Source organism: Paraburkholderia sp. JHI2823, assembly GCF_038900695.1.
Taxonomy (GTDB): domain Bacteria; phylum Pseudomonadota; class Gammaproteobacteria; order Burkholderiales; family Burkholderiaceae; genus Paraburkholderia; species Paraburkholderia mimosarum.
In genome coordinates this window covers 1-15,636 of the sequence record NZ_JAYMRY010000015.1, presented here as the reverse complement: position 1 = coordinate 15,636, position 15,636 = coordinate 1, and the positions used below count along the sequence as shown (strand labels likewise).

The following is a 15,636-nucleotide window of genomic DNA, read 5'->3' as shown; positions in this document are numbered from 1 at the left end:
GCTACGACGGGCGGAACTCCCCGAGCATCGGCACGAACATCTCGTTCCACGTGCGCGGTTTGGCCTTGATCGTGCCCACCATGTAAAGAAAGTCCACGTACTCCATCAGTTGCTCGGGCCAGACCGAAAAGCGCGACTCCGGCGCGGCGAGCGTCTGCACCACGTGCTCGCGCGAGATGCCGAATCCCGATGAGGCGACGTAGATCTGCGCGGCGGCCTGCGGGTTCTGCGCGATCAGGCGGTTCGCTTCGTCGAGCGCGCCAAGGAACGCGCGCGCCAGCGCCGGCTCGGCGTCGACGAGGCGCTTGGGCGCGAACACCACGTCGAGTGTCAGCGGGCCGAGCACGTCGACCGAATCGACCACGCGGCGAATACCGCGCTGCTGCAATTCGAGCGTCGAGAATGGCGGCGACGCGAAGTGCGCGGTGATGCCGCCCTCGCGCCGGATCAGCGACTGCATGGCCTGCGGATGCGGCATGCCGACCGTGATCGAATCGAGTTGCGCGAAGTGCTGCGGCCCAAGCAGCTTGCTCGCGACCATCTGCAGCACGACGGCCGAGAGCGAGGTGCGGATGCCGGGCACGGCAATGCGGTCGGCGGGTGTAAAGTCGCGCAGCGTGTCGATCTGCGGCCGGTTCGTGTTGAGCGAGAGCGAGGTGGCCGAGAGACCGCTGATGCCGATCACCTCGACGTTCGGAATACCCCGCGCCCGCGCCCACAGCACGATGAAGCCTGGCGCGCCCACGGCCGCGAAGTCGAGCGTGCCGGCCATCATGGCGTCGTCGACGGAATTGCCGCCGTCGAGCAGCACCCATTGCACGCCCACCCCCGCCAGCCCCTGGCGGGCGGCGTGCCGCTCGAAAAGCCGTGCCTTCTCCATGACGAGCAGCGGCAAATACAGCAGACCGTAGCCCTTCGAGATGCGTACCGTGCGCGTCGAAGCGTTGACCCACACAGGCGCGAGCGCGGCGCCCATGCCGGCCGCGCCAAGCCCTGCGGCGACGAGGGCGCGCCGCCGCAGCGAAGGCCGCCGTGGCGACTTCGGTCGCATGTTGCCGTCTCCTTTGGTTCGTGTCGTAATCATGTCGCTGCATCTTCCATGGTTCGCGAGGTTACCGGGCGAGTCTGAGAAAATGCTGAGAAAACGTTGAGTGCAGACCTCGGGAAAACCCGCAATCGGACCCATGAAGATTTCGGCAGGAACAGCATCATGCGCATTCTGGTGGTAGAGGACGACGCGGAAATCGGCGCGGCGATCGCGAGCCGCCTCACGCGCCTCGGGCACGCGGTCGACCTCGAAGCGCACGGCGGCACGGCGAACAGCCTGCTGGGCATCGAGCGCTTCGACCTCGTCGTGCTCGACGTCATGCTGCCCGGCATGGACGGTTTCGCGATCCTGCGCAATCTGCGCGCGGCGGGCTCCGCGACTCCGGTGCTGCTCCTCACCGCGCGCTCGGCCATCGACGACCGTGTGAGCGGCCTCGGACTCGGGGCCGACGACTACCTCGTCAAGCCGTTCGACTATCGCGAACTCGAAGCGCGCGTGCAGGCGCTCTTGCGCCGCAACAGCGGGCACGCGAACGATGTCGTGCGGCTCGGCGGCCTTGCGATCGACCGCAGCAGCCGCCTTGCCGAACTCGACGGCAAACCGCTTTCGCTCTCGCGCCAGGAGTTCGCGCTGCTCGAAATCCTGGTCACGCGCCCGCAGCGCATCTTCCCCAAAGAGGAACTGCTGAACCAGCTGTTCAGCTATGGCAACGAGCCGAGCGCGAACGCCGTCGAGCAATACGTCACGCGCGTACGGAAGAAGCTGCAGGGCAGCTCGGTGGAAATCCGCACGGCGCGCGGCATGGGATATCAAATTGCCGCGCTTTGACTGGTTCCCGAAAACGCTGCTCGGCCGCACGCTCCTCTTCGTCGCGCTGGTCGTGGCGTCGGGCGCGGCGGCGCTCGCGGGCATCGCCCGGTACTACGCGGGCGTCGCATCCGAGCGCGCGTACGATCAACTGCTTGCGGGCGCAACGATCCAGGTCGCCGAAAACCTGTACGTGCAGGGCGGCGTGCTCGCGCTCAATCCGCCGGTGGCCGCGCTCTCCTCGCTCTCGCGCTATGACGTCGTCTACTACCGGGTGGTCGACGCACGCGGTGTCGTGGTGGCGGGCTACGGCGACCTGCCCGGTCCGGCCAGCGTCCTGAGCGCGCGGCAAGGTCCCGCGTTCGCGAACGGGCACTATCAGGGCGAGCGCGTGCGCACGGCGACCATCGCGCGCTACATGCCCGATGCCCACCCGCCCGGCTGGGCGGTCGTGACGGTCGCCCAGACCACCCACGCGCGGCAGCAGCTCACGAACGACATGAGCCTCAAGGTGTGGACACTCATCGTGCTGATGAGCGTGCTCGCCATTGGCGCGAGCGGCCTTGCGATCCGGCGCGGTTTGCGCCCGCTCGCGCAGATCGAGCAAATCATCGCAGCGCGCGACCCGGCCGATCTGCGGCCCGTGGCGCACGACACGCCGAGCGAGATCAACGCGCTGATAGGCGCCATCAACGGGCTGATCGGCCGGCTCGCGGAGCGCATGACTGCGATGCAGCGGTTCATCGCCGATGCCGCGCATCAGATGCGCACCCCGATTGCGCGGCTCGATGCACAGATCGAGTTGCTCAGCACCGAATCCGATCCCACGCGCCAGGCCGCGCGGCTCGAAGCCTTGCGCGCGACTTGCTCGGACGTCGGCCGGCTCACCGGCCAGTTGCTCAATCACGCGATGGTGATCCATCGCACGGAAGTCGTGCCGCTGCAGCGGGTGGATCTGGCGAAGCTCGCGAGAGAAGTGCTGGGCCGCACGATTCCGCTCGCCGACGAGCGCGACGTGAAAGTGGCGTTCGAAAGCAATGCGCCGCAGGTCTGGATTGCCGGCGATCCGGTGAGCTTGCAGGAAGCGCTCTCGAACGTGCTGCACAACGCGCTGTTGCATGGCAAGGCCGACGATATCGTCGTGACCATCCGCGCCTTGCGCGACGCCGTCACGCTGACCGTGACCGACAACGGCCGCGGCATTGCGCGCGAAGATTGGGAAGCGGCGCTGCGCCCATTCGAACGTCTGGGTCAGGAAGGTGCGGAGCGCACTACCGGTTCCGGACTCGGGCTCGCGATCGTGCAGGAGGTGATGAAAGCGCACGGCGGGCGCGTGGGTTTCGCGTTTCCCGCCGATGGGGGGTTTGCCGTGGTGCTGACGTTTCCTTCGACGGAAAGTGCGCAAATCGGGATCGAGAACGGCGATCCACAGAAGTCAGCCGGAGCGGCGTTGCGCAACACCGCTCCATGATCATGCGATCGCGGCAGCGCCAGTTCGCGCACGGCGGGCGTCAGCGCGTCGACCGCCGTACAGATGTCGTAGAACGCACACGACGGCCGCTCGCAGCGCGTTACTTCACCACGACCTGCGTATGCCCGACCACGGGCGGCTTTTCGAAGTACGGGCCGACGAGGCTGCGCCACGCCTGAAAGTCCGCCGACTCGCGAAAGTGCACCATGTGGTCCTCGACGGTATCCCACTGCACGACGAGCACATACTGATTCGGCTCTTCGACGCTGCGCTGCAGTTCCACGGCGCGGCAACCGCGCGCGCGGTGAAACAGCGGCAGCGCCTGCGCCACGCCTGCCTCGAATTCGGCGTTCTTGCCGGCGCTCACCGTGATATGCGCCATCTCGTAGACCATCCTGTTCTCCTTGTGATTCACGTTGATTTGCTGCTGCATGCCGTTCTGTTCAGGCGTTCGATCAACCCGGGACGACGTATGCCCATTGCCGCGTTCGCCATCCGCGAACTACGGACGGTTGCCAGCATAACCCGGTTCCTGGGCGTCGTCAGGCAGCGGGGGCCGAGCGACAGGAGATGGAAACAGGGGGCACCCGATCAAACGGTCGGGCCGCGTCAAACGACTGCGTTGCGCAGCGCGCTTCTGAAACGAGGTGCTTCGCCACCCCATCGCCGAACTCTCGAGCCCGCGCGCCGCAAAGCTTTTTTGCAGGCGCTACGCACGCGCATCCTTTCCGGCAAGTTCGCACCCGGCGAACGGCTCGTCGAGGCGCAGCTGCGCGAAGGTCGAAGGCGATGCGTTTTTCGCAGCCGGCTCGCTCGACAGCGAGGGGGAGACGCGCTACGCCGCGACGAATGGCCGTTTCCACGCACTGATCGTGGAAGCGGCGCACAATCTCGCGGTAAGCACCGCGCTCGCGCTCAACGACAAGCTTCCGTTCGTCGCGCCGGGCACGGTGGTGTTCGACAAGACCGCGCAGGAGCGCCAGTTCATGATGCTCTCGTATGCCCACCGCCAGCATCACGCCATCGTGGGCGCGCTCGTGAATGGCGAAGGCGTGCGCGTCGAGGCGCTGATGAAAGAGCACACGCACATTTTCGAAGGAGAGCCTGAATCTCCCGGTCGACCGCCTGCACCTGAGCGCCGTCAAGGCCGCGGTTGACGCATGAGACACGGCACGTTTCCCACCCAAAACGACATGATCGAGACGTGAGCCAGCCCGAACTCCTGAATCTCGCGCATCTGCGCGCCTTTCGCCTCGTTGCCGACACCGGGAGCGCCACGCGCGCCGCTTCGGCCCTCTACCGCGCCCAGTCGGCCGTCACGCGCTCGGTGCAGGAGCTGGAGACTGCGCTTGGCGCGCCGCTCTTCGAGCGCAAGCCTTCGGGCATGCTTCCGACGGCCGTAGGCCGCGTCGTGCTCGAGCGCTGCGCGCGCATTTTCGGCGAACTCGAAGAGCTCGCGCAGTGGTGCGCGGCACGCCAGGCGCGCCGCCGCGCGTTGAGCGAGGGCACGCTGCCCGCGTATCTTCTCAATACGCGCCGGCTGCAGCTTTTCGTCGCGCTGGCGCGGCACCGCCACATGCCGAGCACGGCCAATGCATTCGGCATAAGCCAGCCCGCGGTGAGCAGCGCCATGCGCGTGCTCGAAAGCGGCTCGGGCGTCACGCTGTTCCATCGCGGGCCGCGCGGTGTGCTGCTCACGGCCGAGGGCGAAACCTTCCTGCTGCACGTACGGCGCGCGCTCAACGAACTGCGCCACGTGCCCGACGATATCGCTGCGCTCCACGGCAATATCCAGGGCTCGGTGACGGTAGGCGCACTACCGCTCGGCCGCACGCTGATCCTGCCGGCCGCCATTGCGCGCCTTTGCGCGCAGCATCCGGGCGTGCGCGTGGTCACGGACGAAAGCGCCTATGAACTGCTGGTGGCGGGCTTGCGCGCGGGCGACGTGGACTTCGTGCTCGGCGCGCTGCGCGAGAACGATGCAGCAAGCGGCCTCTCCAACGAGCGGTTGATGTCCGAGGATATGGTGGTACTCGCGCGGCGCGACCATCCGCTCGCGAAACGGCACGGGCTGACGCTGAACGATCTGCGTGATACGCAGTGGATTCTTTCGCGTACCCATTCGCCCTCGCGCGGGCTCGTGGAGGCGCAGTTCCGGCGCGCGAAACTCAAGCCGCCCATGCCGACCGTCGAAACCGCCGATCTCGCCGTGATTCGCGGCCTGCTGCTCGGAACGGACATGATCACGGCGCTTTCGGCGCAGCAGTTGCACTATGAAATCGAGTCAGGCCAGCTCGTGATTCTCGACGTGCCGCTGCAGCACACGCGCCGCGACATCGGGCTCACGCTGCGCGCACAAGGCTCGCCCTCGCCCGCCGCACGCGCACTGATCGACGCGATCCGACTCGCGGTGATGGATGTCGCGCCAGGAACGCGCGTGGTGGAGGGTCGGCGCACCGGTTGAGCGCGGCGCGCGGGTTCGACGTAAAGCGAGCGCCCCCGGGGGCGCTCGTTGTCATTTCAGCGAGAAGAATCCATCGCGCGACGGGAGAGTGCTGAAGGGTTTCGTTGCCAGAACGATCCGCGCTGTGCTCGCTCACCACGAGCATCGATTTTTCAGTCATTTCCGGTTCACCAGACGTCGATCATCACGAAGGTTTTGGGCGCGCCTCGCGAACCAATGAAAGGACTGTCAAAGGCATCGAATTTGCTTATCGCTAGTTGCGCAGCGTGACGCATGGTTGAGCGCGCAACGTTGGACGACAACGATGTTCGCCCCCGTGTCGCGTTCACCGTTTCCGGCCCCACAACCAGCGGGCGAATCACGATCTTTCGCACAGCCGCCGTCTCGAGCCACGTGTCGTCTCCCCTGCAACCGGGCGCGAAATATCTCGTAGACGTTCGGGCTCGCCTCAGAAAAGCGTTGGTCTCCCGCGGCCTCTTGTGAACGGATGCGAATCGCCGTGGAAGAGCTCCATCGTGAGCTGCGTCCAGTCGGGCACCCGGGAGAGGTGGCGCGTTCGGGCGCCGCCATGACGCAAAGACGCCGTGTGCTCGGCAGGCGGCGCATCGAAGAGATCGCGTGTGAAGCCGCGCGCCTGCTGCGCGCACGCCTGGCTGCGCACCCGCTTCGTGAGTTCCGCGTACGTTTCGAAGTCGCCCATGCGCGACGCCTCGTGAATGGCCGCGAGGTCGCGCGCCTTCACAGGCGTGGGTTGCGTGAGGCGCACGAAATACGGCGCCTCCAGCTCCGCCGTGAACACGAGCGGATGGCTCTTGCCGGCCGCTTCCGCGGCGCGCTCGACGCAATCCACGACGACCGTGCCCTGTGAAGGCCTTGGCGCCTTCGCCGTGCTCACGCTGCGCAGGCGTTGGGGGAACACGCGCAGCGAGTTGCCGACGCTGAGCTCCGCAGGCGAGACGCAGACGAGCGCGTAGTAGTGCTCGCGTGCGGCGCCCGAGGGCAGCGTGGCGCCGCTCGTGACGAATACGTGCGGTGGAAGCTGGCGCACCTGGCCGCTTGCGTCGATCCACGCATTCCAGACGACCACGCCGGCGCGCTTGCCGCACTTGTCTTGCGTCGCGCGCGGACGGCTTGCCGACGGCGAGAACAAGGCGAGAAGCGAGCCCGTGCGCAGCGCGGCGACTTGCGCGCTGCTCCCGAGCGACTGGCCGATGCCCCACAGAAAACGTCCGCCTCCCAGCCGGCGCTCCCACTCCTTGCGCACCACGAGCGTGGTGAGATCAACGCCTGCCTCGGGTGCGATACGGGACCAGCAGAAGGTGGGCGGTAGGTGTTTCAGTGCCATCGGCTTCCTCGGAATGCAGCTGCCCGCCGATTCCGGCAAGCAATTCAATAACCGTTACTGTATAGGTATAATGCATGACATGGAAGCCCCAGACACTTTTTTCCCGGTGCAGGAACTGCTGCGGCGGCTAACGGACGACTCACGCTCTGCCAGCGAGATTGCGCGGCTTTCTGGCGTCAGCCAGCCTACGGTTTCGCGCCTTCGCACGTCAAACGGGCGGCGCATCCGTCGGAGTGCGTCATTCAATAAGCTATGCAGTTTCTATGGCGTTAAGGCTCCGCCTGCTGGGCGGCACGCGGCCGCCTATAACGAATTGCTGCGCAACGCGATCGTCGAGGCATGGGACGGCTCAGAAGAGCACGGCCGCGCGCTGCTGCTCGTGATCAAGGGATTGAAGGAACTGAGGGAAAGGCCGGGTTAGGCGTGAGAAGCGGGGCACTGTGAGAAAGCGCGAAAGGTAACCGTTTATGGGAATTTTGCTGTGCTTGCGGGGCTTCCAGGGGCGTCGCGCCCTGGGCGGAGGCTGTGGCTGGCGGTCAAATCCCCATATGTGGTGACCTTGGCTTTTTTCTGCCCGTATGCGTCACCGTACGTATGATGATGACGCCCACTGGGCAATCGCCCATCGCAAGTTTTGACATTGGCCACCTCACCCTCGCATCCGCATGTCCGCCGACACCGCACGCACCCACGCGAATTCCCCCGCAACGCTGCGCGGCCAGTGCCGGTGTGGCGCCGTGCGCTATGCCGTCAAGAACGCATTTCGCTACGCCTTCATCTGTCACTGCTCGCAGTGCCGCCGTGCCACAGGTTCGGCGTTCAAGCCGTTTGCGGGCATCGAAAGCGCGGCACTTCGCCTCACCGAGGGAGAAGGCCGGACAATGATCTACGGCGATCCACCAGGCGCCCACGACGTGCATTGCGGCCGCTGCGGCTCACTGCTTTATTCGGTCGTGCGCGAAGGCGCTTATGTTCACGTGACGCTCGGCACACTGCTCGATACGCCGGATATCCGCCCAAGCGCCCATATGTTCGTGAGCTCGAAAGCGCCGTGGTTCGAAATCGCCGGCTCGCTGCCGCAATACGATGAATTCCCGCCCTGACGCCCCGGGGCCGCGAACAGGTGAGCATAGGAGCGGCCATACCGGTATCGCCACACGACTGCCCGCCGTCGTGCCGATGGGCTAGTCTCGGGACATCGTTTCCTCTTGTCCCCGTGGACTGCGAGCCCCATATGGACCTCACGACGATCGAGACTTACACGAGCCGCGCCGGGAACTTCGCGGCCGAATGGGCAAACCAGCCCGCGCCCGACGACCTCTACGCGCGTCTGGGCGAAAGTGCGCGCGACGCCGCTGGACGCCTATATAGCGCATTCGATCCGGCACTCGTGAACGATGCGCTCCAGGGCACCGCCATTGCGCTCGACGAGCGCTCAGTCAACCAGTCTTCTGGCAAACGCGTTCAACGTATTGTCGCGATTCGTGCGTGAGGGGAACCCTGCACGGGCGAAGGCTGCGAGCGCACGATCGGCTAACGGGGAACGATTCGTGTGTCCGTCGGACGCGAAAAACGGGCGAACCAATGGCTTGAAAATTGGTCTAAGGGACTCACGTAGGAAGTACGTCAGTTGGAGCGTTGCCAAACGATTCGACCCTCAAAGCGGCGATGTGCCGCAAACACGACGATTCGGGTTGCCTCGCATGCCGTAACGCACTACCATACGCGGTCTTTCTGCATTGCACGAAAATCCAGGCTGCCACGCCTCCAGGCGTTTGGCGCTCGCTTGGCGGGACCGGCGTGCGCCCCCGCCCAACTCCCCTGCAATTTCGTCATCGCCAGGACGCCACGCCGCTGGCGCGTGACCCTTTTTGCCCTTGTCGGGCTATCCCTTCGAGGAGAATGTATTGACAAGCCATGACCGGGACGACGCGCTGACCTCGTCTGCCCGCCCCGCACGCCGCTCGTCGAAAGACAGGACCGGCGATACGACTCCAGTGGACGCAGGCTCGCAACTCGAAAAACGCCAGCATCAAATGCGGGCGCTCATCAAGCTCGGCCGTGAACGCGGCTACCTCACGCACGCGGATATCAACGACCATCTGCCCGACAACTTCGCGCAGACGGCCGCGCTCGAAACGATCGTCGCCACGTTCAACGACATGGGCGTGCAGGTCTACGAGCAGGCACCCGACGCCGACACGCTGCTCCTGAACGAAGATTCCCGCGCCGACCAGCAGGCCGACGACGAGGCGGACGAGGAAGTCGAAGTCGCGCTCTCCACCGTCGACTCGGAATTCGGCCGCACCACCGACCCCGTGCGCATGTACATGCGCGAAATGGGCTCGAGCGAGCTGCTTACGCGCGCCGGCGAAATCGAAGTGGCCAAGCGCATCGAAGACGGCCTCCAGGAAATGATCCAGGCAATCGCGGCATGCCCGTCGATCGTCGCGACGATCCTCGCCGACGCTGACCGTATCGCGGCTGACGAAATGCGCATCGACGAGCTCGTCGACGGCATCGGCAGCGACGAGGCCGCGCAGGAACCGGCCGTGGCCGAAGCCGACGGCGGCGAAGAGATCGAAGCGCAGGCATCGGACGAAGAAGAATCGGACGACTCAAGCGATGACGAAGACGACAGCGGCGACAACAGCAAGGCCAACGAAGCCCTGCTTGCGCAACTGAAGGCGGACAGCCTCGCCATCTTCGCACGCGTTCGCGCGCTGTACGAGCAGATGGCGTGCACGGCGGACGCGGATGCGCGTGCGTCGGCCGCGGAAATGCAGATCTGCGCCGACATCCAGACCGAACTCGCGCCGATCCGCTTCACCGCCCGCACGATCGATCGCCTGTGCACGCTGCTGCACGATCAGGTTGCGCAGATTCGCGCGATCGAGCGCAACGTGCTGTCCATCGTCGTCGATCGCTGCGGCATGCCGCGCGAAGCCTTCATCGAGCAGTTCCCGGGCCACGAAACCGACCTGGACTGGGCTGTGCGCGCCGCCGCGGCATCGAGCAAGTACGGCCCCGCGATCGAGCGCAGCCTGCCGGCGATTCAGTCCGAGCAGCGCAAGCTCGCCGACATCGAAGCGGCGGCATCGCTGTCGCTGCAGCAGATCAAGGCGATCAACCGCCGCATGACCGTCGCTGAATCGAAGATGCGTCAGGCCAAGGGCGAGATGGTCAAGGCCAACCTGCGTCTCGTGATTTCGATCGCAAAGAAGTACGTGAATCGCGGCATGCAGTTCCTCGACCTCATTCAGGAAGGCAACATCGGCCTGATGAAGGCGGTGGACAAGTTCGAATATCGCCGCGGCTGGAAGTTCTCGACGTACGCCACGTGGTGGGTGCGTCAGGCCGTGACGCGTGCGCTGGCCGATCAGGCGCGCACGATCCGCGTGCCGGTCCACATGATCGAAACGATCAACAAGCTCAACCGCATTTCGCGCGAGATCCTGCAGCAAACGGGCATGGAAGCGCATCCGGCGGATCTCGCCGCGCGCATGGGCTTGACCGAAGAGAAGGTGCGCGGCATCCTCAAGATCGCCAAGCAACCGGTTTCGCTCGAAAGCCCCGTGGGCGACGATGGCGATGCGACGCTCGGCGACATGATCGAGGACGCAGGTTCGGCTTCGCCGGCAGACGCCGCGATCCACGCGAATATGCGCGCAGCAATCGACGAGGCGCTCAAGGCGCTCTCGCCGCGCGAAGCCAAGGTGCTGCGGATGCGCTACGGCATCGACACGACCTCGGATCATACGCTCGAGGAAGTGGGCAAGCAGTTCGACGTGACGCGCGAGCGTATCCGCCAGATCGAAAGCAAGGCCATGCGCAAGCTGATGCACCCGAGCCGTGCCGACAAGCTTCGGCCGTTCCTCGAACGTTAAGCCGTTGCTACGCTTTTTGCAGCTGTAGCGGGAAAAGCCCGTCACTTGCGTGACGGGCTTTTTGTTTTGCGCAACGGCGATTTTGCGGCGTCTCTGGCAAGAGCGGTCGGTATAGCGTCGGCGTGACGGCCGCGCAATGGACCGCTATATTGAGACACTACCGTGACTTCCGTGTGCCTCGCCCGAAAACTCACATAGGCACTGTTCAACACTTATGACGAAGACGATCTCGCGAATCCTGATCGCGCATCCCCGCTTTCCACCATTGGCCGATGACTACGCCGATGCTTTCGACAGGGCTGGCGTAGAAGCGAAGACCTTCATCATTGAGGAACAGATCCACTGGGTTTCGCGCTACGTCTTTCGCAGGATAAACAAGCTCGCCCGTACGCTTCGCCTCGTCCCGAGAGGCACGGATTTATTCCGACAGCACCGCCTTGGTGAAGTCAACCATCTTGCGACCCGGCTCAGCGAAGAAGTGGCAGCATTTGAGCCCGATGTCGTTCTTTGCATTCATGGCAAAAGAGCGGAAATCTTCAAGCTGCGAGATTCAAACGTGGTGAAGATCGGCTGGTGGGTCGAGCAAAGCAACGACTGGTCCGATCTGGAGGCTGCCTCGCGAGGCTTCGATCTCTACTTTGCATTCGCACCCGAAGTCGTCGATGCGATCGTTTCTCACGGCCGTGATGCACGCTACTTGCCGCATGGTGCGAATGCTCGTCAGCATTATCCGATTGCCGGCACTGCGAAAGAAATCGACCTGGTCTTTGTCGGAGCATGGAGTCCGTGGCGAGATCAGGTCATTGCGAGCGCTTTCGACGTGACTCAGAACATCGCGCTTTACGGGCATTCGTGGCTCAAGAAAAGCCGGTTACCTCGCGATATGCTGCGCAGCATCCACAAGGGAGACCTGATCCTCGGCACGCAACTGAACGCGCTTCACAACAGGGCCCGCGTGGTCCTCAATGCGGACCGGACGGTGAGATTGGGGCTGAACATGAGATATTTCGAGGTTCTAGCCAGCGGGTCATGCCTGCTGACGGATAATGCCCTCGATCTCCACAACTATTTCGCCGATAACGAACACCTGTGCGTCTATCACGATCTCGAGGACATGCAGCGCAAGCTGCGGTGGCTTCTGGACAACGAAGACGAGCGTCTACGAATCAGCGGGAACGGTTTCCGGGAAGTCACCCAGCACCACACTTGCGACCACCGGGTGCAGTCGTTGCTCGCGTCGATCAGCGAATGGCGGTAGCAAAGGCGATGGGCGATCGACCTCGTCGCGTTGCGTCGGGCAGCGCCGCTGCCGCCACCGAAGCCGCGACAGCCGGGCCGACGTGACGGAGAAGTCCGGCGCTTTACCGGAGCATAAACGCCAGAACCCCGGCGCTCATTGAGAGACACCGGGGTTCTGGACGTTACGGCATGAGGAGCCTGACGATTACCTACTTTCACACGGGCAATCCGCACTATCATCGGCGTGGAGTCGTTTCACGGTCCTGTTCGGGATGGGAAGGGGTGGGACCGACTCGCTATGGTCATCAGGCATGACGGGTTGCTGCGTCGCGGCGGGTTTTAGTGTCCGCGCGCCACAGCCAATCGGGAAGAAGCGTAAAGAGGTGTTGCTGAATTGGGGTTGTGTTGTTTCCGGCACAACACGCGATCTCTCAACCTGTGCGTCCTGCTCGCCCAGCCGGGCGGAGGCACACCTGTTATAGGATCAAGCCTTACGGGCAATTAGTATCAGTTAGCTTAACGCATTACTGCGCTTCCACACCTGACCTATCAACGTCCTGGTCTCGAACGACCCTTCAAGGGGATCAAGTCCCCGGGGAAGTCTCATCTTGAGGCGAGTTTCCCGCTTAGATGCTTTCAGCGGTTATCTCTTCCGAACATAGCTACCCGGCGATGCGACTGGCGTCACAACCGGTACACCAGAGGTTCGTCCACTCCGGTCCTCTCGTACTAGGAGCAGGCCCCCTCAAACTTCCAGCGCCCACGGCAGATAGGGACCAAACTGTCTCACGACGTTTTAAACCCAGCTCACGTACCTCTTTAAATGGCGAACAGCCATACCCTTGGGACCGGCTACAGCCCCAGGATGAGATGAGCCGACATCGAGGTGCCAAACACCGCCGTCGATATGAACTCTTGGGCGGTATCAGCCTGTTATCCCCAGAGTACCTTTTATCCGTTGAGCGATGGCCCTTCCATACAGAACCACCGGATCACTATGACCTGCTTTCGCACCTGTTCGACTTGTGAGTCTCACAGTCAAGCACGCTTATGCCATTGCACTATCAGCACGATTTCCGACCGTACCTAGCGTACCTTCGTACTCCTCCGTTACCCTTTGGGAGGAGACCGCCCCAGTCAAACTGCCTACCATGCACTGTCCCCGACCCGGATCACGGGCCAAGGTTAGAACCTCAAACAGATCAGGGTGGTATTTCAAGGACGGCTCCACGGAAACTAGCGTTCCCGCTTCACAGCCTCCCACCTATCCTACACAAACCGGTTCAAAGTCCAATGCAAAGCTACAGTAAAGGTTCATGGGGTCTTTCCGTCTAGCCGCGGGGAGATTGCATCATCACAAACACTTCAACTTCGCTGAGTCTCGGGAGGAGACAGTGTGGCCATCGTTACGCCATTCGTGCAGGTCGGAACTTACCCGACAAGGAATTTCGCTACCTTAGGACCGTTATAGTTACGGCCGCCGTTTACCGGGACTTCAATCAAGAGCTTGCACCCCATCATTTAATCTTCCGGCACCGGGCAGGCGTCACACCCTATACGTCCACTTTCGTGTTTGCAGAGTGCTGTGTTTTTATTAAACAGTCGCAGCCACCAGTTTATTGCAACCCCTTCACCCTCTGCGCGCAGGCGCATCAAGCTACCAGGGCGTACCTTATCCCGAAGTTACGGTACCAATTTGCCGAGTTCCTTCTCCCGAGTTCTCTCAAGCGCCTTAGAATACTCATCTCGCCCACCTGTGTCGGTTTGCGGTACGGTCAACGTGAAACTGAAGCTTAGAGGCTTTTCCTGGAACCCCTTCCAGTTGCTTCGCTTCCGAAGAAGCTCGCGCCACACCCTTGAGTCCTGTAGCCGGATTTGCCAGGCTACCCTCTCCAATGCAGCGACCGGGACTTCCAACACCCGGACAACCTTCCGCGATCCGTCCCCCCATCGCATTTCACGCCGGTGCAGGAATATTGACCTGCTTCCCATCAGCTACGCATTTCTGCCTCGCCTTAGGGGCCGACTCACCCTACGCCGATGAACGTTGCGTAGGAAACCTTGGGCTTACGGCGAGGGGGCCTTTCACCCCCTTTATCGCTACTCATGTCAGCATTCGCACTTCCGATACCTCCAGCACGCTTTTCAACGCACCTTCGCAGGCTTACGGAACGCTCTCCTACCATGCGTGCAAAGCACGCATCCGCAGCTTCGGTATATGGCTTAGCCCCGTTACATCTTCCGCGCAGGACGACTCGATCAGTGAGCTATTACGCTTTCTTTAAAGGGTGGCTGCTTCTAAGCCAACCTCCTGACTGTTTTAGCCTTCCCACTTCGTTTCCCACTTAGCCATATTTGGGGACCTTAGCTGGCGGTCTGGGTTGTTTCCCTCTTGACACCGGACGTTAGCACCCGATGTCTGTCTCCCGTGATTGCACTCTTCGGTATTCGGAGTTTGCTATGGCGAGGTAATCCGCAATGGACCCCTCAACCATGACAGTGCTCTACCCCCGAAGGTGATACACGAGGCACTACCTAAATAGTTTTCGGAGAGAACCAGCTATTTCCAGGTTTGTTTAGCCTTTCACCCCTATCCACAGCTCATCCCCTAACTTTTCAACGTTAGTGGGTTCGGTCCTCCAGCACGTGTTACCGTGCCTTCAACCTGGCCATGGATAGATCACCTGGTTTCGGGTCTACACCCAGCGACTGGACGCCCTGTTCGGACTCGCTTTCGCTACGCCTGCCCTATTCGGTTAAGCTTGCCACTGAATGTAAGTCGCTGACCCATTATACAAAAGGTACGCCGTCACCCCTTGCGAGGCTCCGACTGTTTGTATGCATGCGGTTTCAGGATCTGTTTCACTCCCCTCCCGGGGTTCTTTTCGCCTTTCCCTCACGGTACTGGTTCACTATCGGTCGATCACGAGTATTTAGCCTTGGAGGATGGTCCCCCCATCTTCAGACAGGATTTCACGTGTCCCGCCCTACTTGTCGCATACCTAGTTCTTCCGTTCCGTTTTCATCTACGGGGCTATCACCCACTATGGCCGCACTTTCCAGAGCGTTCGATTAACGGTACAGATAAAGAATGCAGGCTGGTCCCATTTCGCTCGCCACTACTTTGGGAATCTCGGTTGATTTCTTTTCCTGCGGCTACTTAGATGTTTCAGTTCGCCGCGTTCGCTTCACATGACCTATGTATTCAGCCATGGATACTCCATACGGAGTGGGTTTCCCCATTCGGATATCTGTGGATCAAAGCTTGTTTGCCAGCTCCCCACAGCTTTTCGCAGGCTACCGCGTCCTTCATCGCCTGTGATCGCCAAGGCATCCACCACATGCACTTGTTCGCTTGACCCTATAACGGGTGTG

General features: G+C 62.5%; 12 protein-coding genes and 2 rRNA genes. 9 read left to right on the top strand and 5 right to left on the bottom strand.

Annotated elements, in window-relative coordinates; all coding sequences use genetic code 11:
• Position 1: 1 nt before the first annotated feature.
• The gene (locus VSR34_RS17815; RefSeq protein WP_028231829.1) at positions 2–1,051 is read right to left on the bottom strand and encodes an ABC transporter substrate-binding protein; all 1,050 of its coding nucleotides are present in this window, start codon (positions 1,049–1,051) and stop codon (positions 2–4) included.
• A 159-nt stretch (positions 1,052–1,210) separates the two neighbouring features.
• Between VSR34_RS17815 and VSR34_RS17810 the strand changes: the two genes are divergently transcribed.
• Together VSR34_RS17810 and VSR34_RS17805 are read left to right on the top strand one after the other, a co-directional pair.
• On the top strand, positions 1,211–1,876 hold the full coding sequence (locus VSR34_RS17810) for a response regulator transcription factor (RefSeq protein ID WP_028213858.1): 666 nt from the start codon (positions 1,211–1,213) through the stop codon (positions 1,874–1,876).
• On the top strand, positions 1,863–3,326 hold the full coding sequence (locus VSR34_RS17805; protein WP_342963107.1) for a sensor histidine kinase: 1,464 nt from the start codon (positions 1,863–1,865) through the stop codon (positions 3,324–3,326). The genes VSR34_RS17810 and VSR34_RS17805 overlap by 14 nt, the downstream gene beginning before the upstream one ends.
• 100 nt (positions 3,327–3,426) lie before the next feature.
• Here VSR34_RS17805 and VSR34_RS17800 read toward each other — a convergent pair whose 3' ends face one another.
• Positions 3,427–3,720: an antibiotic biosynthesis monooxygenase gene (locus tag VSR34_RS17800; RefSeq protein ID WP_028213857.1), complete on the bottom strand. Its 294-nt coding sequence runs from the start codon at positions 3,718–3,720 to the stop codon at positions 3,427–3,429.
• A 253-nt stretch (positions 3,721–3,973) separates the two neighbouring features.
• Here VSR34_RS17800 and VSR34_RS17795 point away from each other — a divergent pair, with 253 nt between their 5' ends.
• Positions 3,974–4,483: an FCD domain-containing protein gene (locus VSR34_RS17795; RefSeq protein ID WP_342963106.1), complete on the top strand. Its 510-nt coding sequence runs from the start codon at positions 3,974–3,976 to the stop codon at positions 4,481–4,483.
• A gap of 47 nt (positions 4,484–4,530) precedes the next feature.
• The gene (locus VSR34_RS17790) at positions 4,531–5,790 is read left to right on the top strand and encodes a LysR family transcriptional regulator (protein WP_042290916.1); all 1,260 of its coding nucleotides are present in this window, start codon (positions 4,531–4,533) and stop codon (positions 5,788–5,790) included.
• Positions 5,791–6,238: 448 nt separating this feature from the next.
• Here VSR34_RS17790 and VSR34_RS17785 read toward each other — a convergent pair whose 3' ends face one another.
• Positions 6,239–7,135, bottom strand: a complete 897-nt coding sequence (locus VSR34_RS17785) for a hypothetical protein (RefSeq protein WP_063619609.1) — start codon at positions 7,133–7,135, stop codon at positions 6,239–6,241.
• A gap of 79 nt (positions 7,136–7,214) precedes the next feature.
• Between VSR34_RS17785 and VSR34_RS17780 the strand changes: the two genes are divergently transcribed.
• The 5 genes from VSR34_RS17780 to VSR34_RS17760 all read left to right on the top strand — a co-directional run bounded on the left by VSR34_RS17780 (position 7,215) and on the right by VSR34_RS17760 (position 12,280).
• Positions 7,215–7,556: a helix-turn-helix transcriptional regulator gene (locus VSR34_RS17780; RefSeq protein ID WP_028213855.1), complete on the top strand. Its 342-nt coding sequence runs from the start codon at positions 7,215–7,217 to the stop codon at positions 7,554–7,556.
• Between the two features lie 244 nt (positions 7,557–7,800).
• A complete protein-coding gene (locus tag VSR34_RS17775; RefSeq protein ID WP_342963105.1) occupies positions 7,801–8,238 on the top strand; it encodes a GFA family protein in 438 nt (145 codons plus the stop codon).
• A gap of 131 nt (positions 8,239–8,369) precedes the next feature.
• Positions 8,370–8,627, top strand: a complete 258-nt coding sequence (locus VSR34_RS17770) for a hypothetical protein (RefSeq protein ID WP_342963104.1) — start codon at positions 8,370–8,372, stop codon at positions 8,625–8,627.
• A gap of 415 nt (positions 8,628–9,042) precedes the next feature.
• On the top strand, positions 9,043–11,022 hold the full coding sequence (rpoD, locus tag VSR34_RS17765) for an RNA polymerase sigma factor RpoD (RefSeq protein ID WP_342963103.1): 1,980 nt from the start codon (positions 9,043–9,045) through the stop codon (positions 11,020–11,022).
• Between the two features lie 214 nt (positions 11,023–11,236).
• Positions 11,237–12,280: a glycosyltransferase gene (locus tag VSR34_RS17760; protein WP_028213851.1), complete on the top strand. Its 1,044-nt coding sequence runs from the start codon at positions 11,237–11,239 to the stop codon at positions 12,278–12,280.
• Between the two features lie 177 nt (positions 12,281–12,457).
• On the opposite strand, the gene rrf is transcribed toward VSR34_RS17760, so the two are convergent.
• Together rrf and VSR34_RS17750 are read right to left on the bottom strand one after the other, a co-directional pair.
• A 5S ribosomal RNA gene (gene rrf / locus VSR34_RS17755) occupies positions 12,458–12,571 on the bottom strand.
• 170 nt (positions 12,572–12,741) lie between these two features.
• Positions 12,742–15,622, bottom strand: a 23S ribosomal RNA gene (locus tag VSR34_RS17750).
• Between the last annotated feature and the right edge of the window lie 14 nt (positions 15,623–15,636).

Coding starts and splice junctions, on each gene's coding strand:
- VSR34_RS17800 (WP_028213857.1), bottom strand. CDS start 3,720: ATGGTCTACGAGATGGCGCATATCACGGTGAGCGCCGGCAAGAACGCC.
- VSR34_RS17815 (WP_028231829.1), bottom strand. CDS start 1,051: ATGCGACCGAAGTCGCCACGGCGGCCTTCGCTGCGGCGGCGCGCCCTC.
- VSR34_RS17760 (WP_028213851.1), top strand. CDS start 11,237: ATGACGAAGACGATCTCGCGAATCCTGATCGCGCATCCCCGCTTTCCA.
- VSR34_RS17810 (WP_028213858.1), top strand. CDS start 1,211: ATGCGCATTCTGGTGGTAGAGGACGACGCGGAAATCGGCGCGGCGATC.
- VSR34_RS17775 (WP_342963105.1), top strand. CDS start 7,801: ATGTCCGCCGACACCGCACGCACCCACGCGAATTCCCCCGCAACGCTG.
- VSR34_RS17780 (WP_028213855.1), top strand. CDS start 7,215: ATGGAAGCCCCAGACACTTTTTTCCCGGTGCAGGAACTGCTGCGGCGG.
- VSR34_RS17770 (WP_342963104.1), top strand. CDS start 8,370: ATGGACCTCACGACGATCGAGACTTACACGAGCCGCGCCGGGAACTTC.
- VSR34_RS17785 (WP_063619609.1), bottom strand. CDS start 7,135: ATGGCACTGAAACACCTACCGCCCACCTTCTGCTGGTCCCGTATCGCA.